The organism is Pseudomonas sp. AP19 (assembly GCF_001728855.1).
GTDB lineage: Bacteria > Pseudomonadota > Gammaproteobacteria > Pseudomonadales > Pseudomonadaceae > Aquipseudomonas > Aquipseudomonas fluorescens.
In genome coordinates this window covers 1-22,544 of the sequence record NZ_LXJP01000082.1, presented here as the reverse complement: position 1 = coordinate 22,544, position 22,544 = coordinate 1, and the positions used below count along the sequence as shown (strand labels likewise).

Here is a 22,544-nt window from a genome sequence, read left to right as displayed (position 1 = left end):
CATGAAGACCGCTGTCGACAAGGTCAACAAGGGCAAAGGCCGCACGGTCAATGCCCGGTTTTCCGTGATGTGCGCGCACTATTTATTTGATCCTGACTTCTGCAACGTGGCCTCCGGCTGGGAAAAAGGCATCGTTGAAAAGAACGTCCAAGACAGTCGACGGCGCATCTGGCTCGATGCTCAAAACTGCATGTTCCACACCTTCGAGGAACTGAATGCCTGGCTCGGCCAACGCTGCCGTGCGCTCTGGGACGAGCTGATGCATCCGCAGTACAACGGGCTGACAGTGGCAGACGTCCTGGAGCTGGAACGCGCTGAATTGATGCCGATGCCCACCGCCTTTGATGGTTACGTCGAGCGCACCGTGCGGGTCTCCAGCACCTGCCTGATCAGCGTGGCGCGAAATCGCTACTCGGTACCGTGTGAGCGGGTCGGCCAGTGGGTTAGCAGCCGTCTGTATCCTTCCCGGGTAGTTGTCATCGCCGATGAAACGACGATTGCCAGTCATGAGCGCCTGTTTGATCGAGATCAGGTCAGTTTTGACTGGCAGCATTACATCCCGCTTATCGAGCGCAAGCCCGGAGCGCTGCGCAATGGCGCTCCGTTTGCCGATCTGCCGAAGCCGTTGCAGCTGCTAAAACGCGGACTGAGGCGTCACACCAATGGTGATCGAGTCATGACGCAGGTACTGGCGGCTGTTCCCATCGCCGGGCTCGATGCCGTATTGGTGGCTGTGGAGTTGGTACTTGAATCAGGCAGCTTGAGTGCTGACCACATCCTGAATGTCCTGGCTCGACTGACATCGACAGCAGCCCCTCCGTCCGCCGAAACCAGCCTGCAACTCAAGATAGCGCCTGTCGCCAATACGGCGCGCTACGACCGGCTTCGTACCACCGATGAGGAGACTCGCAATGCGTGATCTTATGGCGGAACTCAAAGAACTGCGTCTGCATGGCATGGCCAGCGCATGGGAAGAATTGGCCTCGCAAGGCGAGTCCTCAACGACCTCGTCGAAATGGCTGCTTGAGCATCTGCTCCAACAAGAACATGCGGATCGCGCGGTGCGCTCAGTGAACCACCAGATGAACATGGCCAAACTCCCTATGCATCGTGATTTGGCCGGTTTCGACTTCAGCGCTTCCAGCGCAGACGCCCGCCTAGTCAGGGATCTGTCCAACCTGGAGTTCACCGATACCGCGCAGAATGTCGTGTTCATCGGCGGGCCTGGAACAGGCAAAACACACCTGGCCACCGCCTTGGCCGTGTCCGGGATCACGACGCATCACAAACGCGTGCGCTTCTACTCCACGGTGGATCTGGTCAATTTACTGGAGCGCGAGAAGTACGACGGCAAGACGGGCCGAATTGCTCAAGGGCTGCTACGAACAGACTTGGTGATACTCGATGAACTGGGGTATTTGCCCTTCAGCCAGAGCGGTGGTGCCCTGTTATTTCACCTTCTATCCAAGCTGTACGAGCACACCAGCGTGGTCATCACGACCAATCTCAGCTTCTCGGAATGGTCGAGCGTCTTTGGTGACGCCAAGATGACCACTGCGTTGCTGGATCGGCTGACACACCACTGCCACATCGTCGAAACGGGCAACGAGTCCTACCGCCTGCAACACAGCACGCTGGCCGCGCAGACAAAGATCAAATCACGCGAACGAAAGCGTAAGGACGAGGATGATATCGAGGACGATGAACCGTTTTGATCTGCACCGTAAACACCCTGCCGCATGCCGTTATGCGGTGGGGCCTGATGACAGTTCAACCGGAACACTGTTGCTAAGCTTATTCACAATTGCTGGGACAAAATCAGCAATCCGCCCTGGGTCAATTTTCAATCGGCAGGGTGGGTCAGTTTTCAATCAGCGCCAACACCCTATTGTCACACTGAACTCCCGCATAGCAGGGGAGTTCATCGGTGCTGTGTCATCCGATAATTTTGGGGCAGGCGCGAGTGCCGCAAGATTTCTTCAGGAAAGGGGTTGCACACAGGTAGCCTATTTGGCCGGGAGAGAAAGCGTGCCTCAGAATGAGCGGCAGAAAGGCTTTTTCGAAGAGGCGCTGCGCATCGGGTTGAGCACGCCGCTGTGCAGTGTTGCCGGGTTCAGTTACGAAGAGGGCTATCAAGGGGCGCTGGCTATGCGCAATGCCGAGGTCATCCCCGACGGGATTTTCTGCGTCAATGACCTGGTGGCTTTTGGGGCTATCGATGCCATCCGCCATGAGTGGAAACTTCGAGTGCCCGAGGACGTACAGATCATCGGCTACGACAACATTCCGATGACCGCTTGGCGAAGCCACAACGTTACCACATTCGACCAAAACATGACCGAGCTGGTTGCCGGGGCGTTGGCGCTTGTGGACGAATTGCCACATAGGCACACAGCCACGGTGCAGCCCAGGATAGTCGAGCGCGGCACGACGCTTGGACTGCCGAGCAAAGGCTAGACGACTATCAACTGACTTTCGGCTTGAATCACCCCTTGTTGTCTTGAACAAGATAGCCCGCAGCGCCCATGTCGATCGCTGAAAATCAGGCGCTGCGGTTTACCAGCTTAAGAGGGGCGCCACTGCGTTGTTGAGCCAAGTATCGAGTGCAACAAACCCGCAGGAATGAGGAGAAGTTCACCACCTCATCGCGAGCTTTGGTGATCTCCTCATAGAGATTGGTGATCAACTGGTTGGTGGTCAGGCCTTCCCCAGCGGCCATCTCTGTGAGGATGTCCCAAAACTGGTTTTCCAGTCGCAGAGTCGTGATCAAGCCGTGTATACGCAACGAGCGTGACCGAGATTCGTACAGTATTGGATCGGCTTTAATATACAGCTCGCACATTTTGAGGCCCTACCCGGTAAAAGCTGGATTATTTCCCTCTTCAGTCAAAAAGGGGTAATAGGTCAATACTACACTTGGCGATCCAGTCAGGTTGCAGTATTGCCTCTGCACAACAGACTCATTTCGAAATCCAGGCAATGACCGCCGCCAGGTCTTCCGGGCTGCAGTCCATGCACAGCCCCCGAGGCGGCATGACGTTCAGCCCCTCGGTGACGTTCTTGAGCAGTACATCCGGACCCTTGTCCAGGCGAGGTTTCCAAGCGGCTTGATCACCCTTTTTGGGCGCTATAGGCAATTGTCCGTTGTGACACATGGCACATGACCGATTGAAAACTGCCTCCGGCTCTTGAGCCGCATGGGCACTCGATATCACGAGTAAAAAGGCAGCTACCAGAATCTTGTTCATCGTTGATCTCATCCATTGTTTTTATTTTCGACACACCCTCTCGGACCTTAACTACCCATTCGTAATCAATGAGAGCGCAGGGTAGTCACGAGCCCGCAGAGGCAAGCTTGTTGATGGACTAAAAGTTGTTTTTCCATTCGCGCAACGATTGCAAACAGGCGGCTGGTGTTTCAATGCTCGCCTGCGCATGGTTTTGCGATGCCGCTCGAACAGCGGGGACAGACGTTCGTAGAAACGGATTGGTGGTCTTTTCAAGGCCAATCGCCGATGGCAGGGTGCATGCCCCCCGAGCCCGTGTTGACACCACCTCAATCAAGCGATCGGCTATCTGCTTGTTGTCGGGTTCTACGGCCTGAGCGAAGTGCAAGTTCCCCAAGGTATATTCATGTGCGCAATAGACGCGCGTGGCGTCGGGCAATGCCGCCAGCCGTTCCAGGGAGTCGAGCATCTGCCCAGCGGTGCCCTCGAACAGCCGACCACATCCTGCAGCGAATAATGTGTCGCCACTGAACAGGATTTGTTCGCCGGGGAGGAAAAAGGCGACATGATCCAAGGTGTGTCCTGGTACGGCAATGACACGCACAACATGTCCGAGCACCTTGACCTCATCAATGTCGCCCACGACCAGGTCTAGACCTGGAATCGACCCCGGTATCGGCCCTATTACCCTGACGTTGTACTGTCGCTTGAGCTCATCAATGCCGCCGACATGGTCGCTATGGTGATGTGTGATCAACACATCGCTAAGCGTCCATTGCGGATGCTCGTTTAACCAGTTGATGACAGGTTGCGCATCCCCTGGATCAACGACAGCACAGCGCTTCTCCTCCTGGTTGAGCAGCAGCCAAATGTAATTGTCGGTGAAAGCCCTTAACTCAAGGACTTCCATGCCGCCTGTTTTTTGCGCCTTCATGCTGCCTTGGCCTTGAGGGCTTCGGCAATATAGTCGGCTTGTCGAATGGCCAGGCTTACGATTGTCAGGGTCGGATTCTCCGCGCCACTGGTGGTGAACTGGCTCCCGTCCGAGATGAACAGGTTTGGCACCTCATGGCACTGTCCGTGTTTATTGCAGACACCATCCGCCTCTTTGAGACTCATGCGACACGTGCCCATGTTATGGGTGGAAGGGTAAGGCGGAACCCGGTGTGTCTTGAGCGCGCCAACTGCTTCGTATACCGCGCTGCCTTGTTTGAAGGCGTGTTCACGCATGGCAATGTCATTGGGATGGTCGTCGTAGTGAACGTTGGCCACTGGTATCCCGAAACGATCCTTGGTGTTATCGCTCAATGTGATGCGATTGCTCTCACGAGGCATGTCTTCGCCCACCAGCCACATGCCGGCAAGGTGAGTGTAATTGTCCATAACTCGGGTGAAATCCTTGCCCCAGGCACCAGGTTTGAAAAATGCCGCCATGAACGATGGCCCAAGAGAGATGGTTTCCATTTCGTAGCCGCCGACAAAGCCGCGGTCAGGATTGAAATGCACCTCGTCACTGATCAGGCCTGCCATGATCGTGCCTCGGTAGAAGTGCACAGGATCGCTGAATTCGGCGAAAACAGAGCCGGTGGTGTGCCGCATGTAATGTTTGCCAACCATGCCTGATCCGTTGGCCAATCCGTGCGGAAACAAGGTGCTGGAGGAGTTCAAGAGCAATCTGGGTGTTTCGATTGCGTTGCCCGCTATCGCGATGATGCGGCCTTTCTGCCGGTGCAATTGACCCTTTGCATCGGCGTACACAACGGCGCTGGCACGTCCCTTTGCGTCATGTTCGATACGAACCGCATGGGCTTGCGTTCGCAGCTCAAGCTTGCCAGTCGCTTCGGCGGCGGGAATCTCGGTGTAGAGCGTTGACCACTTCGCCCCCATTTTGCAGCCCTGAAAGCAGAACCCGAGTTGCATGCATTGCGCGCGTCCTGCACGGGCGCGGCTGTTGATGGCCATGCGTCCAGTCGAGCAATGTTTATAACCGAGCTTCATTGCACCGTTGTACATCACTTGGAAGTTATTGTTGCCTGGGAGCCCAGGAATGTCGTTGGTGCGAGTGACGCCCATCTTGTCCTCGGCACGGGTGTAATAAGGCTCCAGCTCAGCCAGGGTCAATGGCCAATCCAGCAGGTTGGCGCCTTTTACTTCGCCGTAAGTCTGTCGTGCCCGAAACTCGTGTTCTTGCAGGCGGATGCTGGCTCCGGCCCAGTGAGTGGTGGTGCCACCCACCGTTTTGCAGATCCACGCGGGTAGATTGGGGAAGTCCTTGGCAATCTGCCAAGAGCCCGACGTGGTGCGGGTATCGCCCCAGGACAGCTGTTGAAACGAAGGCCATTCATCATTGATGAAGGTTGCTGAGGATTGACGCTCACCCGCTTCGAGAAGAACGACCGGTACACCCTTTTGGCACAACTCGTTGGCGAGGGTCCCGCCACCTGCACCGGAACCTATAATTACTACTACCGAATCATCGTCAAAACTGTAGGTTGTCATGTTCGTTACTCCTCAAGAAAAAGCGCTGGGGCTGGCGTCTGCTGGAGCGGCAGGCAGCCACTTCAGATCATTGAAGCCACGCATCAGATATCCGCCTTTAGGAAAGGAGGCGCCTTCGTATCCAAAATGCTGGTAAGCCAGCTCATTGCTGTACAGCGAATTTACCGAGGTGCTTCTAACCAAAACGAAAAAGTCGGAATGTTGAATTTCTTCAAGCAGGTCGACTTGTCTGTTTTCATCGAGGCTTGACCAATTACCACCCGCAAGTCGATCCAAGTCGGAAAGACCTTTATCAAGAAGGGGGCGCACGGAGGGATCGGTAGATGCACGCTCGTCGAGCGCCTTCACTGCAAAGGCGTAGACAGCATCTTCCATACGGTCATGGGGGTAGATACGGCGGATCACCAGCAGTAACTTCGCCGCAACATCGCTGCTCAGGGTATTCATTTCCATGGCCCATGAGCGGCTGGGAGCCAGCAGGGCGATGGGGCCGGAGCCGAATAGGAGCGTGCCCAGCAGCAACCCACCGCTTCCTTGCAGAAAACGGCGACGGTTGATTTTTACGTCTTGCATGAAATGTCTCCTTTTTATTTTTATAAGGAGTGACAGCGTCACGGTCGAATCATGGAGTGAGGTCTAATGGGAGAGGTAAGAACGAGTTACTACATCAGTCCAATCCAATCAGACGTTTGCTTTAAGAAAACATTCGCATTGCAAAGTAAAACCATCTAGAGGGTTCTGAGCTGGCAGGTGCCCAGACCATCGATATTTCGATGCTCGAACTTCTCTATTGGTAGTGACCACCCCGTTGTAATACTTCGATTTTGTATCCATCGGGATCCTGAATGAAAAAGAATCGTGCGAGCAAAACGCCATCTCTTTTAAATTCCTTGATGGGGGCCGGTGACAAATTCAGATCAAGCAGCCGATTGAACTGCAGGTCCAGATCCTCGACGACAAAGGCGGAATGACCGTAGCCGCTACCATGGGTGTATTCGCTCTGTCCCTTGTTCCAGGTCAGTTCGATTTCTGCGCCGCTCTCGACATCTCGCAGGTAGACCAGGGAAAAATCATCGAACTCCAGGCGATGAGTTTCTTTCAGCCCAAACACGTCCTGATAGAACTTCATGGATTGGTCGAGGTTGCCCACGCGAATCATGGTGTGAATAAATTTTGCCATTCCATCTACCTGCGTTTTTTTGAATTCTTGGATTATGGGTCAAGCACATTCCACTTCATGATGAGGCGAACATGGCCCGAGTGGGTAATAGAGGATTACTACGTTTTTACAGGGGCACAGAATTTCTGTGCCCCTTGAAAATGATCACGCGTGGAGCTGGGAAATACGACTGATGTAGGTTTGGACATAGGCGTCGAACTCGCCTATGGAGGCTCGCTCAAGCGCTTGCTGATGCAGCCTTGAGGTGACGCTCAGCGTCTCCAGATTCGACTGTTCGTGGCCGGCCAGGCCCTTGAAGTATTCGGCGTGTTGTTTGCTCTGAAAAAGGCCGAACCGTGCCAGGCTCGATTTTCCTTTTCGCAGCGCCTCCAGCACCTGTGCCGAAGGTGTCAGGGTGCAGTTTTCGACCTTGTCTCGCTGTGATTGGACGGCCTCGGTATGGAGGTCTCCAGCCTGGCTACGATCCAGTAACGCAGCGAGTGGCTGAATGTTCTCCAACAAGTCGAAAGCCCAGGATTTCAATTCGATGTTCTGTCCTTCCCTCAGCAGTTGCAGCCCAGGTCGACGACCTTCTTTGGCGACCTTGAGGAAATTCCGATCGGCATGCAGTTGCTCATCTCTGCCCAGTAGCGGACTATCCTGCAGCGCGCAAAACAACAGAAACGCATCGAGAAAGCGTATTTGGACAAGATTCATGCCCGCTGGCATAAATGGATTGATATCCAGGCAGCGCACTTCCACGTATTGAATGCCCCGTGACAACAACGCTTGAAGCGGTCTTTCGCCGATATCTGTCACACGTTTGGGGCGGATAATGGAGTAGAACTCGTTTTCAATCTGCAGTGTGTGAGTGCTCAGCTGCACCCGTTCGCCCGCCTGGTGAGTCCCCATTTCCTCATAGGCTGGATGGGGAGTGGAGACCGCACGGCGTAACATTTCTATGTAATTGCCAAGGGTGTCATAACTCGGATTGAGGTCGGATTGCGCTCGGCTTTGATAACCCAGATCGCTCATGCGCAGGCTGGTGGCAAAGGGCAGGTGGAGGGTGTGCTCATCAAGCCGTTCGAGTGAGTGAGCGCTTCCCTTGAGAAAGCTGGACTCCACCGCTGGAGAGGCGCCGAACAGATATATCAGCAACCAGCTGTAGCGTTTGAAATTACGAATCAAGGCCATGTAGCACGCTGACTGATAATCCTGCAGGTGCTGTGTATTACCTTCCTCTCGTTGCAGAAGCGCGAAGAGCGCTTCGGGCATTGAGAAGTTGTAATGAATGCCGGCAATGCACTGCATTTTTTTGCCATAGCGCAAGGCCAATCCTTTGCGGTAAAGATATTTCAACTGCCCTGTATGTGAAGTGCCGTAAAAGGCGATCGGTATGTTTTCTTCTTCCGGCAGGGGGCATGGCATGGACTGGCTCCACAAGTATTCCCCTTCAAGGTTGCTGCAAGCGAATCGGTGGATCTCCTCCAGGCAGGCCAAGGACTCCACTGCCCCCGTCGTGGCCGGAGTGATGAATTCCAGCAAAGATTCGGAGTAGTCGGTGGTTATCTGCGGATGGGTAAGTGCCGAACCCAGTGCGGCAGGGTGCGGTGTCAGTGCAAGAAGTCCCTCGCAATCCACGCGCAAACATTCACGCTCAATCCCTCTCAGGCATTGACTCAACAGGTCGTATTGGGCCGATTGCGCCAGCAGCCTTTGTCGACGAAACAAAAGATCACTCAAGGGTCATTCCTGCGCAGACAGTTGGGTTGATGAGACCGGTTGTCCTGCTGTTCCGGTCTTTTTTCGGGTCACGCGATCCACCAGATACACCAGGCTGTGATAATCGATCCCGCCATGCTGGCTCAAGCCGATCTCACAGGTGCGGCTGGTAGAGATGCCTTCGCTGCAATACTGCACGGCGTCCTTCAACGTGCGCAGCGAGTGTGCGTTCAGCTCGGGGGTGGTGAAACCCTTGTCGCCGGCGAACCCGCAGCAATGAATGCCTTCGGGGATGACCACGTTGTTGCTGCATTTGCGCGCCAGATCGATCAACGCTTGGCTTTCCCCAAGGTGCTGGGTGCTGCAGGTGACGTGCACCGCGATGGGCGCGTCCTGCGGCGTGAAGTCCAGTCGATCCATCAAATGCGTACGAATGAAGCGCACCGGGTCGTACAGGTTCAGGCGCACATCGCCCAGGTCCTGGGCCAGGCGCAAGGTGCAGGGGCTGGTGTCGCAGTAGATGGGGTCGAGTCCGCCACGGCTGGCGTGGAGCAGGGCGCCGATCAGTTCCTGGCGTTTGTGCTCGGCCTGTTCGGCATAGCCCTTGGAGGCAAACGGCTGGCCGCAGCAGAGGTTGTCCAGGTTGTCCGGGAAGACCACCTGGTAACCGGCTTTTTCCAGCAGGCCGCAGGTTTTGTCGTACAGCGACATTTGTTCCTTGTCGCCCGCCGCCGGCCCCATGGCCCGTGAAACGCACGCGGCCAGGTACACCACGCGCGGGCGTTCGTCGCTCACCGTCGGGCTGAAGCGAATGGCCTTTTCCGGCTGCGGCATGGCGTTGGTCCATTGCGGGACCTGGCCTTTGGACAAGCGGGTCAGCGTTGCCGACAACTTTGCCAGGCGTGGCGCACCCAGCAACATCCGTGCGCCATTGGCCACGTGCAGGGTGAAACGCGCACCTTGAAGCGCCGTGGCGAAATTACCTTCCAGCCAGTTGGCGGTTTTCCTATGGGTGGCGTGTAGGCCGCGAAGCTTTTTCACCAGCTCGCCGGTGTTGATTCCCACAGGGCAACGCTGCGCACAAAGACCGGTGGCGGCACAGGTATCGATGCCCTGGTATTCATACGCAGCTTCAAGTTCGCGGGTATCGACCCCGGCACGTTTCTTCGCCTGGATGTCACGCCAGATCACGATGCGCTGGCGCGGGCTCAAGGTCAGGCCTTTGGAGGGGCAAACCGGTTCGCAGAAGCCGCATTCGATGCACTTATCCACGATCTCGTCGGCGGCCGGCAGCGGTTTCAGGTGCTTGAGGTGGATCTGCGGGTCTTCGCTGAGCACCACGTCCGGATTGAGAATGCCGTTGGGGTCGAGCAGGCGCTTGAGCTGCCACATCAACTGGTAGGCGTCGCTGCCCCATTCCAGCTCGACGAAGGGTGCCATGTTGCGCCCGGTACCGTGCTCGGCCTTGAGCGAACCGCCGAACTCGACAGCCACCAGTTGCGCCACGTCGTCCATGAACGCCTGGTAGCGTGCGACTTCTTGCGGGTTGTTGAAGCCTTGGGTGAAGACGAAGTGCAGATTGCCTTCCAGTGCATGCCCGAAAAGGATCGCTTCGTCGTAGTGATGTTTGTCGAACAGCTCGATCAGCCGGTTCACACCGATGGCCAGTTGTTCCACCGGGAAGGTCACGTCCTCGATGATCACCGTGGTTCCGGTTTTACGCACCGCGCCGACGGCGGGGAAGGTGTCCTTGCGGATCGCCCAGAGCCGGGCGTTTTCCAGCGGGTCTTCGGTGAAATCGACTTGTTTCTCTACCGGGAACGCGGACAGTGACGCCATGATCTGCGCCAGTTGTTCCTGCAGCAACGAGGAAGATGCCGCGCGGGATTCGATCAGCAGGGCGCAGGCATTGTTCGACAGCTGTTGTACGAATGCGGGCATGCCGGGCTTGTTCTGCACCGAACGCAGGCTGCGGCGGTCCAGCAATTCTACCGCTGACACCGGTTGGCTTTTGAGCACGGTGACGGCGTTGCAGCAGGTTTCCACGTCTGGGAACACGATCAGCGCCGAGGCCTTGTTCGGGTGATCGATCACCGTGTCGTAGGTCACCGCGCTGATGAAGCCCAGAGTGCCTTCGGAACCCACCAGCAAGTGGCTCAAGATATCCACAGGCTCGTCGTAATCCACCAGGGCGTTGAGTGACAGGCCCGTGGTGTTTTTCAGACGATACTTGTGACGAATTTTCGCGGCCAGTTCGGCATTGGCGCGGGTCTCGCGGCCCAGGGTCGCAAGACGCTCCAGCAGGTCGCCATGACTGGCCCGAAACGCCGCGACACTGGCAGCGTCTTCGGTATCGAGACGGCTGCCGTCGGCCAGCACCAGACGGATGCCCGCCAGGGTGTGGTAGGTGTTTTGCGCCGTGCCGCAGCACATGCCGCTGGCATTGTTGGCGACGATGCCGCCGATTTTACAGGCGTTGATCGACGCTGGGTCCGGGCCGATCTTGCGCCCGAACGGCGCCAGCCAGGCATTGGCCTGTGCGCCGATCACCCCCGGTTGCAGACGGATTTGTGTGCCCTGGTCACGGATCTCGCGACCGTTCCAGTTATCCCCAAGCACGATCAGCACCGAATCGCTGATGGCTTGCCCGGACAGGCTGGTGCCGGCCGCGCGGAAGGTCACGGGAACCTGATCGCGCTGCGCCAGTTGCAGCAGCGCCACCACTTCGTCTTCTGACTCGACGCGAATCACCAGTTGCGGAATCAGGCGATAGAAGCTGGCATCGGTGCCGAAAGCCAAGGTGGACAGCTCGTCATCGAATCGCCGCGCACGCGGAATTATTGTATTTACAGCTTCACGAAATCTGATAGGCAAGCTCACAGATCCTCCGGCGAAGTGGGGCAGGCCGATGACTCATCTCAATGGGAACAAGCCCATCGGTGAGTCGGCCTGAATTTTTGTGATTGTTTTATCGATCTTCGCTCGCATTGCTTGGAACACCGGGCCTTTGGCGGCTCAGGTGTAAACACGGCAATTAGCCGGTTCTAGAGAGATTGAAGGGCGATTGCAGGTAGGGTCATGATCCATGTTCAAAATCATGCCGGAATCGCGCAGCGGTTGGGTAATAGCCTGGTACTACGGCAGTGCTGCTGTCGCTCGTATTGATGGGTAACTACGCGATCAAGTGGCCGTTCTGGGCTCTGTGCTCCGACACTCTGCCTACGGCGACCCTGGCCACCGGGAGTGCGGCGATCAACACATTTGCCCAGTTGGGCGCTGGCGCCATGAGCTCCGTCATCGGTGTGCTGCGTGATCAGACTGGCTGCTTCCCATTGGCGCTGATGCCGCTGTGCGCGACGCTGTTGGTGTTCATGGTGGGTGGTCAGGTCGAACGCAAACGCGTGGTCAAGTTGGGGGTGATTTCGCAGCGGATACACCATTGACGAAACTAGGGGCGATTCAACCGGCCTGGCGGGATGCTACTCGGCTGCGTCGTAGTCAAAGACACATGCGAATAGTGCCTCTGTAGCCGCATAGTGCCCATAGCGACCTTGGGGACGTCCGCTCTCAGAAATCAAATGTAGATTCTTGCGGGCACGGGAACCTACGACGTAGAGGAGCTTGTTCGCGGCATCCAAGCTTGCAGCCTCAGTGAAATGAGGAACCATCCCCTGAAGAAGGCCGAACGCGATGACCACATCGTACTCGGCACCTTTTACCCCGTGGATCGTCGAAACGGTGATACCAGTCCGCTCGCGAAATACCTTCCTGAAGAAAGAGATATCGTTTATGTACGGGGCTCCGTCCTTTTGGAGCCTGTCGATCCGAGATTGTGAGCTGCGAAAGAACGCATCGCGGTGCTCCACTAATGCGGGGAAGCTATTAAGGGCTACGCCGAGTCGTTCAAGCAACGCGGTGAAGGCTTGGTCAAGGTAAGCAATCCCATCCGTCTCGGAGATTGAAATTGAGTTGCATTCCCTCAATAGGACCCGCTGTGTCAGACGTGATGTATCGACGCCCAAATCACCCAGGTCGCTGATCACATCCTTGGCCCATCGCATGCGACGAACAAGCATCTTCGGCGATGACTCAGTCAGGATGATTTTCGAAACCTTGAACCAGAAGTTGTCTATATCGTTGCTAAAGGGGACTAGGCCAGGGCCGTCAAATTGCTGATCCGGAAGCATCCTTACTAATTGGCGCGTCGTCGATGCCAATAAAATCCACCATGGGGCGAGCACGCAGATCTCCTCAGGAGGATGCCCGGCAGCAAGGCTTGCTTGGATCAGTCGTACTAGCTCGTCATGCAAATTGGGGAGTGTTACGTGCTGGTTGTACGAAACCTTGCTTGGAAACGACGCATTCGATCCCGCGCTCTCAATTGATGTCGGATAAACGTTGAAATTCGAGAAGTGGGAAATGATCCTCTTGCTCGAACGGTAATTCCGAGTAAGCGCCATTTCTCTTATCGGGATTCCAGCCTCGGCACGCAAATCAGCCACCGGAACTGCGTAGCCACCGAGGGAGCCGTAGATAGCTTGGTTTGGATCGCCGACGATGAAGGTCTTCGTTCGCCCCGCTCCGGCACGCAAAATAGCGGTAAGAAGGCCATACTGAATTTGCTTCGTGTCCTGATACTCGTCTACCAGGACATATGAGAAGACTGAAGCGAGAAGTGATGCAATATGCTTTTGATCATGCATCAGGACCTGCGCATACCAAAGGATCAGCTCGAAATCGATCTGACGCGCTTCGGCGAGCTCGCGAAAATACTTACCAAGAATTTTATGAAGCGTCTCATGCTTCCAAGCATCTTTGCAGCCTAGGTGATAGCCCGTTTTGCTGAAGTAGTAATCGCAATCCCAGTGCGTGATCTTTGCGTAGGGCGCGCATAGCCTATCGAGCATGAGTTCGCGGTCGTGCTTGTCTAGGACTCGATAGCCGCGGGAAAGCTCTGGGAGGTAGATGCCGTATGGCTTAATGATCCACTCGAGGCAAAATGAGTGAATGGTCCCGATCCACAGCTTTGACGTGTCAACACCGAGATCTTCAATGCGCTCCTGAATTTCATCTGCTGCGCGGTGCGTATAAGTAATCGCCACGACAATCCGCTTGTCCGTGGCCCGCGAAAGCTCATAAGCGATCTTATAGGTCAAAGTCCGCGTTTTTCCGCTACCAGGGCATGCGATGAGGAATACGCTCGAAGGTTCCTCGACTGCGGCAGACTGCTCGGCGTTCAATTCACGGGGATCCCAGGCGAACATCAGGCAATGCCTGCCATGAACGAACTAATGGCATCGCCTGGTAGCGCAAGGGCGACAGCTGCTTTTAGGAAAACCAGATCGATTTCGCCGCGTTGGAAACGCTCAACCTCACCCCTCAGGAGTGCTAGTCGCGGCTGTGCTGAAGGATCGGCGTGGATTTGGCGGGCAACTCGATACTGTAGGATTCTGGCGAGCAGCGGAGGGGATATGTGCCCATGCGCGAAGTGAATGGCCTGCAGGATGTAGGGAGGGATCGCTACCTGATGGTCCAGTTCTTCGGCGAGCATGATTGCAAACCAGCCTTTCCCCTCATGCTCAGCCATCAACAGTGCACGAAAACCTACTAGGTGAGGCTGACCTGATCGAAGGGCTTCCACCGCTTCATTGATAGTGTGCGGCGCTTTATAGATCTTGCTCACTGCTCGAACAAACGCTTCCTCGTTGCCCGCTGATACGAGGTCAACTTCAAAGGTGTGTGGTGCATAGTAGGCCGAGATCCAAGGGTTTCCAGCGATAAAGGCATCGAGGCCAACCTTGCGTTCGGCGCCAGCTTTTTGGGACCCTATCGCCTTGCGCTTCTTGCTTGCCAGAAATTCAAGGTCAGTGGGATGCGGCGTCACATCAAAGAAGGTGGTATCAAGGTCAGTCACTATCGCACAGCGCTTGCGGATTCGGAGATCGTGAAAAAGGACCGCGACGTTTTTGAACCCCGTGCTGCGTATGTTGATGACGCTAATACCCAGCTCATCAACGCTCAGCCCTAGCACCTTCTTCACCAAGATTGGGATCAGTATCTCCTCCGCATCGCCTTCAACGAGCAGCACGCTTTTAGCGAAAAGCAAATTGCTACGAACGGCATCCAGATATCTCTGAATGCTTCTCACCTCTGATGGCTCGAGCCCCGTAGCGGGCTGATAAGCCTCGCAATATGAGCCTTGCCGTCCCAGAATGTTGACGTTACTCACATTGCTCACTTCGGAGATGTGGGTCGAATGCGTCGTGTAGATGATCTGGGCATCGCTGTAGGAAATACGGTCGAACAGAGTTTTCTGGATGTGGGTGTGGATGTGCGCTTCGGGCTCCTCTATCAGCAGAAAATTGGCAACGGCAAGCTTCTCTCGCTGATACTTGAACTCAAGAAGCTTCAGCGTCAGGTAGATGAGGTTTGCTCCGCCCAAGCTCAGTTCATGGATACCACCCTCATACCCGTCATCGGCCTCGCCGACGAAGAGGCGCAGCGACTGAAATAATTTTTCTGCTTCGTCTGGTAGGTCAGATTTAATCGAAAGGGAAGCAGGCGAGTAGGTTTCTCCGGCCGCATCCTTGATGGTTTCCCGAATGTGGTTACGAACCGACTGCACATCTTCGAGGCCTTCGATAGAGGCATTCAGGTTCCTGACCATCTCGGTTATGGGAAGCATTGACACTGGATCGATCTCGCCACTCTTGCTCTTGAGAAGCGTAAACAACGGGTTCGTTCGGTTGTTGTGAAACTCGGCCACGACATCCCGGAGAGCCTGGATGAAGGTCAGTGACACTTCTTTCGTAACCGAGAGAAATCCGGGGACTTTAGCCCCGATCTCAGGAAATTCAGTCTCGGCACTGAAAATACACGTATCGAAATCGCCCACGATCGATTGGTAGACGGAAGGGTCGCTGAAATCGGCGCCGCTTCTTCCTGTGAACATAGTTTCGTAGTCGTCAATCGTGATGGCATTGCGTATTTTCGTAAGCTTTTCATCATCAAAAACATCGAGAGCAGCCAGCTTGAGCCGGATTTCCTTTTTCGGACGGAAGATGAGGTTATAGGTGGCCTTCGCCAGCGGTCCGCCTTCGAGCGCAGCCGTGCCATGAAGGAATAGCGCCTGCACGGCTTCGTCAGCGCTGATCTCTTCGAACTCAACACTGATGATGATCCAGTGGCCTCGCCATTCGCCGAGCGATCGGCAGAAGTCGGACTCCTCCAGTCGATAGGCGGCACGCACCATAGTGTCATCCAATAGCAGACGGATTGCGCGTAGGACATTGGACTTACCAGAGCCATTCTCGCCGATGATGGTGTTGACGCCCCTCTGAAATTTCAGCGTTGTGTTGCTGAAGTTTCGGTAGTTCACCAAAGTCATTTTGGAAATGTGCATAATTCTCCAGAGCGCCAGCGCCCATGAACAGCCTTGTCCGTTTGTGAACGATCGTAGCGTGAGGGGGCATCGTATTCCCACAGAAACCGCTTGCAGGCGGCCACCAATAGGCGCAGCGACTGCGCTGCTCCGCAATAGCTCATATTTATGCAATCCCTCCCGCCGTTCGCTTAGCAGGATTCTCGTACTGCCATCCAGCCTGGTTGGCTGTAAATGTCAATGTCATGATCGCACTCCAACCTTTTCGCTCTCAGAGGCTGTCAATGTTAGTCTCGGCTCGGCTCACATCTGTCAATCTTCGAGGCCCCGATTGACTGTCAATGTCCTCATGGCAATTTAGCGGAGGACGCCATCATTGGCTGAATGGGTGAGATGTCAATGTCTGTGTGGGTAGGTGATACGGGTGAGCACGTGACAAACAGCCCGGCTGCCTTCGGTAAACGAATGATCGTTGCGAACATGATCACCAGCTACGACACCATTGATTACGAGCGTGCGGGATACCTTAATGATCTGCGTTGCGTCATTGCAAAGTTCATGGGGCGCGAGGAGCCTCACCACGGCGACACGGGTCCGCTGCTGGAGGTATTCCGGCGCCGCACTGGAGAGTGGTATGAGGTTGATGGCGGCACCCTACGCATGAAAATGTACAAGAAAGGCACCTGCCATATTGAAGTGCATCCGGACATGGCTTGGCGCCTTAATGCGGTGCTAGCCAGCTTATACCCTGCGGCTATTCCCACCAGCTTCCGCACTAAACCAAATGCCAAGGGCAAACGGCACAAAGTATTCGGTCGTCCGCTGCCATTCGCGGTGATTACCATGCTGTACAAGATGCGCTCAGAACCAAACAAACCGGTGCGATACGACCGCTGGGAGGAGCCGCGGCATCCGCTGACTGCTAACCCTCATGCCCTTCAGTTCGACTACGGCGATCGCAGTGAAACTGTACAGGCTGAAGCCGAAAAGGTTCTTGCCATGATAGGAGGGGTGCGCCACAACAAGAACGCGCACGTCTGGTTTGAATTCGAGTTCAGTCCGCGCGATGCGCTTGATGAGATTATCGTATCTGGCTGTGTGCCAGACCAGCGGGCTCATCAGTTCTATCCGACCCCAGATGAACTAGCTACCATGGTCGTCGAGCTGGCGAACATCGGCGAAGAGCATACTTGCCTGGAGCCTTCTGCTGGTATAGGTGGCATAGCCGATCACATGCCGAAGGACAGAATGCGATGCGTAGAGATCAGTGACCTGCATTGTAAGGTGCTGGAAGCAAAGGGCTTCGACGTTACCCAAGCTGATTTTCTTGATTGGGCCAGCTCAACAACTGCCCGTTTCGACCGTGTTGTAATGAACCCGCCATTTAGCGAAGGACGTTGGAGTTCGCACCTGTCCGCGGCTGCTGGCCTACTGACCGAAGGCGGACAGGTTACAGCCGTGTTGCCCGCCAGTGCGAGAAACAAGGACATTCTTCCTGGGTTCGATTTGGAATGGTCACTCGTGATCGATAACGCCTTCGCCGGTACCACAGTTTCGGTCGTCATCTTGGTAGCACGGAAGCGATAGCTGCTCCTCCAAGGGATACGCTTACAAACTTGCATTATTTCTTGTGATGAGATGATTTCGTCAAATTGGCGACGGCTTGAATTTGCGTGATCGCCAATTACAACTGACCAAGAAAGGAAAACCCATGAACGTGTTTCACTTAAGCGCAGCGCCTGGTGCAGCAATAATGACCGAAGAAAAAGTGCGCCAAACTTTAGCCGTTTTGAGCGGGAAAAAAACTGACGACGAAGGCATCACCCTGGCGATTCAACAAGTCATTGATAAGCCAAACGTGATGCATGCGGTTGGGGTACTTAAGTTGCAGTACAGGCTTAGCTACACTGCGTGGGAAGGTGAAGTAGTCGAGGTTGTTGCTGAGGCCCTGCAAGTTAGTCGCTCCGATGCATCAGGCGTCGTGGAGGCGCAGCCGTTGTACATGCAGCAATCGTGGAGCATAGGCCTGGATGCACAACAGACTGCATCCAAGATTCTCACAGCAGCCCAATGCTAAAGGATGTCAAAATGATCATTCCTAAGCAACAATTCAGGGATTTAGTCGAATTAAATGCGTTCTCGGCGCTGAAAGCTTTGGCAGCTGAAAGCTGGTTGGACCAAAACCCGTGTGACAGCGCTGCGCTCGCAGATGCAAAGCATTTAGCTCGTGCTGTGCTGGATATTGATTTCGATAGCATGGACCAAGCACAGCTTGCGGCGTGGTACGAGAAAACAGTGGGTTACAACCCTGTGGATGACGACTCAACAATAACGCTTGAAGAGCTGCGTACGAATTGCAAAGAAATGGCTTTGATCGAGCGCTGCGGGGGAATCGATACCCTTCAATATCAGCAGATCGAAGCACAGCGCCGTGCTACCCCAGAAGCATAGGAAACCGGACCGTGGAAGCAAAAAACAAAATTGTTCAGCCCGGTGGACTCAACAAACGGCTGATTGGCACAATCAAGGCCGCAGTGAACAGTTCTGCCGTGGCCCATACCTGCGAATGGCTGGTTAGCGAGGGTTACGCCTCAGATACCGCCCACGCACGTGAGCTGGTCAGTTCTGCTCTCAACGCATAGGAAGCTTCTGCTCAATAACGCCAAAGCCCTGCCGTATACGGTGGGGCTATCCGAACAGCCCTACGGGGCTGCATTGGAGAGCGGTCTGGAGTACCGATTGCCAGCGATGGACATGCCGTCAGATGGAAATCAAACGTCAGACCAGGCCGCTCTACCAATGCAGCAACGAATCATTGGAAATTCCCCTAATACACCACTGCTTCCAAATTTTCCCGTTGCAATATCAGAGTACGCAGTAATCTAAATCGTTGAATACATTCTCCGGCCTCTGACGGCACCGACTAGTAGAAATATTGATGACCCGACTCACCACCGACGCGCCCACAGGATCGCAGCGTATTCCGCCTCACTCAATTGAGGCCGAGCAAGCTGTTCTTGGTGGGTTGCTGCTGGACAATTCTACGTTTGAGTCGATGGCTGATCTGGTTGCAGTCGACGATTTCTATATCTCGAATCACCGGGAAATCTTTCGCGCAATCAGCACTCTTGCTGATCGTGGTGTCGCTTTCGACATCGTCACCCTCCGTGACCATATCAACAGTGATCCTGAAGCTGATCGGCCTGGGCATATCGAATACTTGAAGGAGCTTCTGGCCAACACTCCGTCCACCGCAAACATCGAGTCTTACGCGAGACTTATCAGGGAGCGTGCCAAGCTTAGAAGGATCATTACGACATGCGAGGACATATACCAGAGCGCGCAGAGGCCTGAAGGCAGGTCCGCCGCCGAATTGATTGAAGACGCAGAATGCAGCGTTCTCAGGCTCGTCACCACAAGTCAAAAACGTGGTGGCCCTACAGGCGTTTCTCAACTCCTGACCAGGGCTAAAGAGAAAATCGATGCTCGCTCAAAGTCAGCGAACACTATTTCAGGCCTATCTTCAGGCTTTGGCGACTTGGATCGGAAGATTGACGGTTTTCAACCTGCGGATCTGATCATCGTCGCAGGTCGACCCTCGATGGGTAAAACCTCTTTCGCGATGAATCTTGTCGAAAACGCGGTGCTCCAGGGCGAGAAACCTGTGCTGGTTTATTCTTTGGAAATGCCCGGAGAGTCGCTAATTTTTCGCATGTTGGCCTCTTTGGGCCGCGTCGAACTGACCAAGCTTCGCTCTGGACGATTGGAAGACAATGATTGGCCCCGGCTGTCTTCGGCAATTGATCTTCTCAATGATCAAAAGCTGTTCATTGACGATACTTCAGGCATCAGTCCGTCAGAAATGCGTTCTCGCACACGACGTATTGTTCGCCAGCATGGCGAGCCCGCACTGATCATGGTCGATTACCTGCAACTGATGCAGATCCCAGGTGCCACCGGTAAAAACCGCACCAGTGAAATTTCTGAGATCTCGCGATCACTAAAAGCGCTGGCCAAAGAGTTCAATTGCCCAGTCGTAGCGTTGTCTCAGCTCAATCGGTCTCTGGAACAGCGTCCTGACAAACGTCCCCTGAACTCCGACTTACGAGAGTCTGGAGCAATCGAGCAAGACGCGGACGTAATTATGTTTGTGTACCGAGATGAGATTTATCACCCAGACACAAAATTCAAAGGGACCGCCGAAATCATCATCGGTAAACACCGTGAAGGGCCAACTGGGTTCTGTCGGCTTAATTTTCTCAACGAGTTCACGCGTTTCGAAAACCTGGTGCCTGGAACTCATGACTTCACCGATCTTGAAATCGGTATTGAAGGAATCGTCGACGAACACCCTCGATTTGGGCGTTTGACCGCCTCTCAGCTTGCCAGCCTCAATAAATTGGTAAAAGGCAGTAACCCTCGATCCAAAACCAGGCGTGCTCCCTCACGTCCGAAGAAATAGTTCTGATGTCCCAGTGGCGGCCCGGAAAGGATCGCTTGTAAAAGGCCAGTTTCAGCTAAATGAGATAGTGATTATGAACGACATCCCCGCTCCCGAGCAGTACGATCTACAAACCGCTGCCCTGAAGGTGCCGCCGCATTCCATAGAGGCCGAACAGGCAGTGCTCGGTGGCTTGATGCTGGACAACAACGCCTGGGAACGCGTGTTGGATCAAGTCTCGGACGGTGACTTCTATCGTCATGACCACCGCCTGATCTTCCGAGCCATCGCCAAACTGGCCGACCTGAACTCACCGATCGACGTAGTGACCCTTGCCGAGCAACTAGACAAGGAAGGCCAGACATCCCAGGTCGGCGGCCTAGGCTACCTCGGTGAACTGGCGAAAAACACGCCGTCCGTGGCCAACATCAAGGCCTATGCCCAGATCGTCCGCGAGCGGGCCACCCTGCGCCAGTTGATCGGCATCAGCACCGAAATCGCCGACAGCGCGTTCAACCCCGAAGGCCGCACGGCCGCCGAGATTCTCGATGAGGCCGAGCGGCAGATCTTCCAGATTGCCGAGGCCCGCCCGAAAACCGGCGGTCCGGTCAGCGTCAACGACCTGCTGACCAAGGCCATCGACCGCATCGACACATTGTTCAATACCGATGCGGCCATTACCGGGATCTCCACCGGTTATACCGATCTCGACGAGAAAACCAGCGGCCTTCAGCCATCCGACCTGATTATCGTCGCCGGTCGTCCCTCCATGGGTAAAACCACCTTCGCGATGAACCTGGTGGAAAACGCCGTGTTGCGTAGCGACAAAGCAGTGCTGGTGTACTCCCTGGAGATGCCAGGTGAATCGCTGATCATGCGGATGCTCTCGTCCTTGGGGCGCATCGACCAGACCAAGGTGCGTTCCGGCCAACTGGAAGACGACGATTGGCCGCGCCTGACCTCGGCGGTCAACCTGCTCAATGACCGCAAGCTGTTCATCGATGACACCGCCGGCATCAGCCCTTCGGAAATGCGAGCACGCACCCGCCGCCTAGTTCGTGAGCACGGTGATATCGCCCTGATCATGATCGACTATCTGCAGCTAATGCAGATCCCAGGTTCCAGCGGTGACAGCAGAACTAACGAGATTTCCGAAATCTCTAGATCCTTGAAAGCCTTGGCGAAGGAATTCAATTGCCCGGTGGTGGCCCTGTCGCAGCTCAACCGCTCCCTGGAGCAACGCCCCAACAAACGGCCGGTGAACTCCGACCTTCGTGAATCCGGAGCGATTGAGCAGGATGCCGACGTGATCATGTTCGTGTACCGCGACGAGGTGTATCACCCCGAGACTGAACACAAGGGCATTGCCGAAATCATCATCGGCAAGCAACGTAACGGCCCAATCGGTTTTGTCCGCCTAGCCTTCATCGGTAAATACACACGCTTTGAGAATCTGGCGCCAGGCAGCTATAACTTTGACGATGATGAGTAATCGGGTTCTTGAGTAAGCACCCTTTCTGCTTCTTCCTACGACCTAAGCCCCATAATTGCAGGGGCTCAGCGTTTACTAATACTAGTGCCTTGGAAAGCTTCCTGAGACAGGGACTTACCCCCCTGTAAGCTCTCATCGCTTAACTCCCCTAACTCTCGGCTTCTTGCTGACCTACAAGGATGGCGGCAGTAACCGCGGCCATGTTTGCGACCACATACTCGTATATCTGGTCTCGAACATCCGTGTCTTCAAAGCCCCAAGCAATGCCTTGGCCGACGATGTGAGCTGGGAGAAGTAATAGCAAAGCCTTGACCTGTTCAGATGTCGGCTCTTCGGAAAGCTCGGTGACTACCAAAATATCGTGCAGTTGCTGCAAGCTGGTTGAATCCGAAGGAGAGTTGGTCCAGTAAGCCTCACAAACGGCAGCCAAACACTTTTCTTCCTGGGCTTCAGAAATCGGCTCACTTTCGCAATCGTCTTCGATGTGCTCGGGACTTGGTTGCAGTAGCTCTTCATAAGAAATGCCGCGTCTACGTGCCTCTGCCATCAGCAAAGCGCTTTTGGCTTTGCCGCTGCCACCGACGATCATTGTGTGGCCAACACCATCCGGTGAGGTGAATACA

General features: G+C 54.9%; 20 protein-coding genes and 1 pseudogene. 10 read left to right on the top strand and 11 right to left on the bottom strand.

Annotated features, from left to right (window positions below; genetic code table 11):
- The 3 genes and pseudogenes from istA to A7D21_RS34895 form a co-directional block, all read left to right on the top strand.
- Window positions 1–919 (top strand): annotated as a pseudogene (gene istA / locus A7D21_RS31795) (IS21-like element ISPpu27 family transposase); the annotation flags it as partial.
- Window positions 912–1,715 carry an IS21-like element helper ATPase IstB gene (gene istB, locus A7D21_RS31790; protein ID WP_069553633.1) on the top strand — a complete coding sequence of 268 codons (804 nt, stop codon included), beginning with the start codon at window positions 912–914 and terminating at the stop codon, window positions 1,713–1,715. The pseudogene istA and the gene istB, both read left to right, overlap by 8 nt.
- A complete protein-coding gene (locus tag A7D21_RS34895; protein WP_083272282.1) occupies window positions 1,702–2,457 on the top strand; it encodes a substrate-binding domain-containing protein in 756 nt (251 codons plus the stop codon). Before istB ends, A7D21_RS34895 begins: the two co-directional genes overlap by 14 nt.
- A gap of 85 nt (window positions 2,458–2,542) precedes the next feature.
- Here A7D21_RS34895 and A7D21_RS31780 read toward each other — a convergent pair whose 3' ends face one another.
- The 8 genes from A7D21_RS31780 to A7D21_RS31745 all read right to left on the bottom strand — a co-directional run bounded on the left by A7D21_RS31780 (window position 2,543) and on the right by A7D21_RS31745 (window position 11,487).
- Entirely contained in the window at window positions 2,543–2,842 is a 300-nt protein-coding gene (locus tag A7D21_RS31780; RefSeq protein ID WP_069553631.1) for a ribbon-helix-helix domain-containing protein, read from the bottom strand.
- Between the two features lie 118 nt (window positions 2,843–2,960).
- Window positions 2,961–3,248: a cytochrome c5 family protein gene (locus A7D21_RS31775; protein ID WP_069553630.1), complete on the bottom strand. Its 288-nt coding sequence runs from the start codon at window positions 3,246–3,248 to the stop codon at window positions 2,961–2,963.
- A 118-nt stretch (window positions 3,249–3,366) separates the two neighbouring features.
- Complete coding sequence (gloB, locus tag A7D21_RS31770; RefSeq protein WP_083272281.1) at window positions 3,367–4,161, bottom strand: hydroxyacylglutathione hydrolase; 795 nt, start codon at window positions 4,159–4,161, stop codon at window positions 3,367–3,369.
- Window positions 4,158–5,726, bottom strand: a complete 1,569-nt coding sequence (locus tag A7D21_RS31765; protein WP_069553629.1) for a GMC family oxidoreductase — start codon at window positions 5,724–5,726, stop codon at window positions 4,158–4,160. The genes gloB and A7D21_RS31765 overlap by 4 nt, the downstream gene beginning before the upstream one ends.
- A 12-nt stretch (window positions 5,727–5,738) precedes the next feature.
- On the bottom strand, window positions 5,739–6,299 hold the full coding sequence (locus tag A7D21_RS31760; protein ID WP_069553628.1) for a twin-arginine translocation signal domain-containing protein: 561 nt from the start codon (window positions 6,297–6,299) through the stop codon (window positions 5,739–5,741).
- Between the two features lie 214 nt (window positions 6,300–6,513).
- Window positions 6,514–6,906, bottom strand: a complete 393-nt coding sequence (locus tag A7D21_RS31755) for a VOC family protein (RefSeq protein ID WP_069553627.1) — start codon at window positions 6,904–6,906, stop codon at window positions 6,514–6,516.
- Between the two features lie 144 nt (window positions 6,907–7,050).
- Window positions 7,051–8,628, bottom strand: coding sequence for a glutamate--cysteine ligase (gene gshA, locus A7D21_RS31750; RefSeq protein WP_069553626.1), 1,578 nt, complete (start codon window positions 8,626–8,628; stop codon window positions 7,051–7,053).
- A 3-nt stretch (window positions 8,629–8,631) separates the two neighbouring features.
- Window positions 8,632–11,487, bottom strand: a complete 2,856-nt coding sequence (locus A7D21_RS31745; protein WP_069553625.1) for an FAD-binding and (Fe-S)-binding domain-containing protein — start codon at window positions 11,485–11,487, stop codon at window positions 8,632–8,634.
- Between the two features lie 263 nt (window positions 11,488–11,750).
- Between A7D21_RS31745 and A7D21_RS31740 the strand changes: the two genes are divergently transcribed.
- Window positions 11,751–12,050, top strand: a complete 300-nt coding sequence (locus A7D21_RS31740) for a hypothetical protein (RefSeq protein ID WP_069553624.1) — start codon at window positions 11,751–11,753, stop codon at window positions 12,048–12,050.
- A gap of 36 nt (window positions 12,051–12,086) precedes the next feature.
- On the opposite strand, the gene A7D21_RS31735 is transcribed toward A7D21_RS31740, so the two are convergent.
- Window positions 12,087–13,871: a UvrD-helicase domain-containing protein gene (locus A7D21_RS31735; RefSeq protein WP_069553623.1), complete on the bottom strand. Its 1,785-nt coding sequence runs from the start codon at window positions 13,869–13,871 to the stop codon at window positions 12,087–12,089.
- Window positions 13,871–16,009: an ATP-dependent endonuclease gene (locus A7D21_RS31730; protein ID WP_069553622.1), complete on the bottom strand. Its 2,139-nt coding sequence runs from the start codon at window positions 16,007–16,009 to the stop codon at window positions 13,871–13,873. Before A7D21_RS31730 ends, A7D21_RS31735 begins: the two co-directional genes overlap by 1 nt.
- A gap of 363 nt (window positions 16,010–16,372) precedes the next feature.
- On the opposite strand from A7D21_RS31730, the gene A7D21_RS31725 reads away from it, so the two are divergent.
- The 6 genes from A7D21_RS31725 to dnaB (A7D21_RS31700) all read left to right on the top strand — a co-directional run bounded on the left by A7D21_RS31725 (window position 16,373) and on the right by dnaB (A7D21_RS31700) (window position 21,921).
- Window positions 16,373–17,575 (top strand): DUF4942 domain-containing protein, encoded by a 1,203-nt coding sequence (locus A7D21_RS31725; RefSeq protein ID WP_371859249.1) that lies wholly within the window; start codon window positions 16,373–16,375, stop codon window positions 17,573–17,575.
- Between the two features lie 124 nt (window positions 17,576–17,699).
- Window positions 17,700–18,065 carry a hypothetical protein gene (locus tag A7D21_RS36390; RefSeq protein WP_256556924.1) on the top strand — a complete coding sequence of 122 codons (366 nt, stop codon included), beginning with the start codon at window positions 17,700–17,702 and terminating at the stop codon, window positions 18,063–18,065.
- 11 nt (window positions 18,066–18,076) lie between these two features.
- Entirely contained in the window at window positions 18,077–18,439 is a 363-nt protein-coding gene (locus tag A7D21_RS31715; RefSeq protein WP_069553621.1) for a hypothetical protein, read from the top strand.
- Window positions 18,440–18,450: 11 nt separating this feature from the next.
- Window positions 18,451–18,630 (top strand): hypothetical protein, encoded by a 180-nt coding sequence (locus A7D21_RS31710; protein WP_069553620.1) that lies wholly within the window; start codon window positions 18,451–18,453, stop codon window positions 18,628–18,630.
- Between the two features lie 296 nt (window positions 18,631–18,926).
- Window positions 18,927–20,450 carry a replicative DNA helicase gene (dnaB, locus tag A7D21_RS31705; RefSeq protein ID WP_069553619.1) on the top strand — a complete coding sequence of 508 codons (1,524 nt, stop codon included), beginning with the start codon at window positions 18,927–18,929 and terminating at the stop codon, window positions 20,448–20,450.
- 73 nt (window positions 20,451–20,523) lie between these two features.
- Window positions 20,524–21,921, top strand: coding sequence for a replicative DNA helicase (dnaB, locus tag A7D21_RS31700; RefSeq protein WP_069553618.1), 1,398 nt, complete (start codon window positions 20,524–20,526; stop codon window positions 21,919–21,921).
- A gap of 148 nt (window positions 21,922–22,069) precedes the next feature.
- Here dnaB (A7D21_RS31700) and A7D21_RS35990 read toward each other — a convergent pair.
- On the bottom strand, window positions 22,070–22,544 hold a 475-nt coding region (locus tag A7D21_RS35990; RefSeq protein ID WP_171902660.1), incomplete at its 5' end, for a hypothetical protein.

Excerpts from the sequence above, each read along its gene's own strand:
- istB (WP_069553633.1), top strand. The coding sequence starts at position 912 with ATGCGTGATCTTATGGCGGAACTCAAAGAACTGCGTCTGCATGGCATG.
- A7D21_RS34895 (WP_083272282.1), top strand. The coding sequence starts at position 1,702 with ATGAACCGTTTTGATCTGCACCGTAAACACCCTGCCGCATGCCGTTAT.
- A7D21_RS31780 (WP_069553631.1), bottom strand. The coding sequence starts at position 2,842 with ATGTGCGAGCTGTATATTAAAGCCGATCCAATACTGTACGAATCTCGG.
- A7D21_RS31775 (WP_069553630.1), bottom strand. The coding sequence starts at position 3,248 with ATGAACAAGATTCTGGTAGCTGCCTTTTTACTCGTGATATCGAGTGCC.
- gloB (WP_083272281.1), bottom strand. The coding sequence starts at position 4,161 with ATGAAGGCGCAAAAAACAGGCGGCATGGAAGTCCTTGAGTTAAGGGCT.
- A7D21_RS31765 (WP_069553629.1), bottom strand. The coding sequence starts at position 5,726 with ATGACAACCTACAGTTTTGACGATGATTCGGTAGTAGTAATTATAGGT.
- A7D21_RS31760 (WP_069553628.1), bottom strand. The coding sequence starts at position 6,299 with ATGCAAGACGTAAAAATCAACCGTCGCCGTTTTCTGCAAGGAAGCGGT.
- A7D21_RS31755 (WP_069553627.1), bottom strand. The coding sequence starts at position 6,906 with ATGGCAAAATTTATTCACACCATGATTCGCGTGGGCAACCTCGACCAA.
- A7D21_RS31735 (WP_069553623.1), bottom strand. The coding sequence starts at position 13,871 with ATGTTCGCCTGGGATCCCCGTGAATTGAACGCCGAGCAGTCTGCCGCA.
- A7D21_RS31730 (WP_069553622.1), bottom strand. The coding sequence starts at position 16,009 with ATGCACATTTCCAAAATGACTTTGGTGAACTACCGAAACTTCAGCAAC.
- A7D21_RS31725 (WP_371859249.1), top strand. The coding sequence starts at position 16,373 with ATGGGTGAGATGTCAATGTCTGTGTGGGTAGGTGATACGGGTGAGCAC.
- A7D21_RS36390 (WP_256556924.1), top strand. The coding sequence starts at position 17,700 with ATGAACGTGTTTCACTTAAGCGCAGCGCCTGGTGCAGCAATAATGACC.
- A7D21_RS31715 (WP_069553621.1), top strand. The coding sequence starts at position 18,077 with ATGATCATTCCTAAGCAACAATTCAGGGATTTAGTCGAATTAAATGCG.
- dnaB (WP_069553619.1), top strand. The coding sequence starts at position 18,927 with ATGACCCGACTCACCACCGACGCGCCCACAGGATCGCAGCGTATTCCG.
- dnaB (WP_069553618.1), top strand. The coding sequence starts at position 20,524 with ATGAACGACATCCCCGCTCCCGAGCAGTACGATCTACAAACCGCTGCC.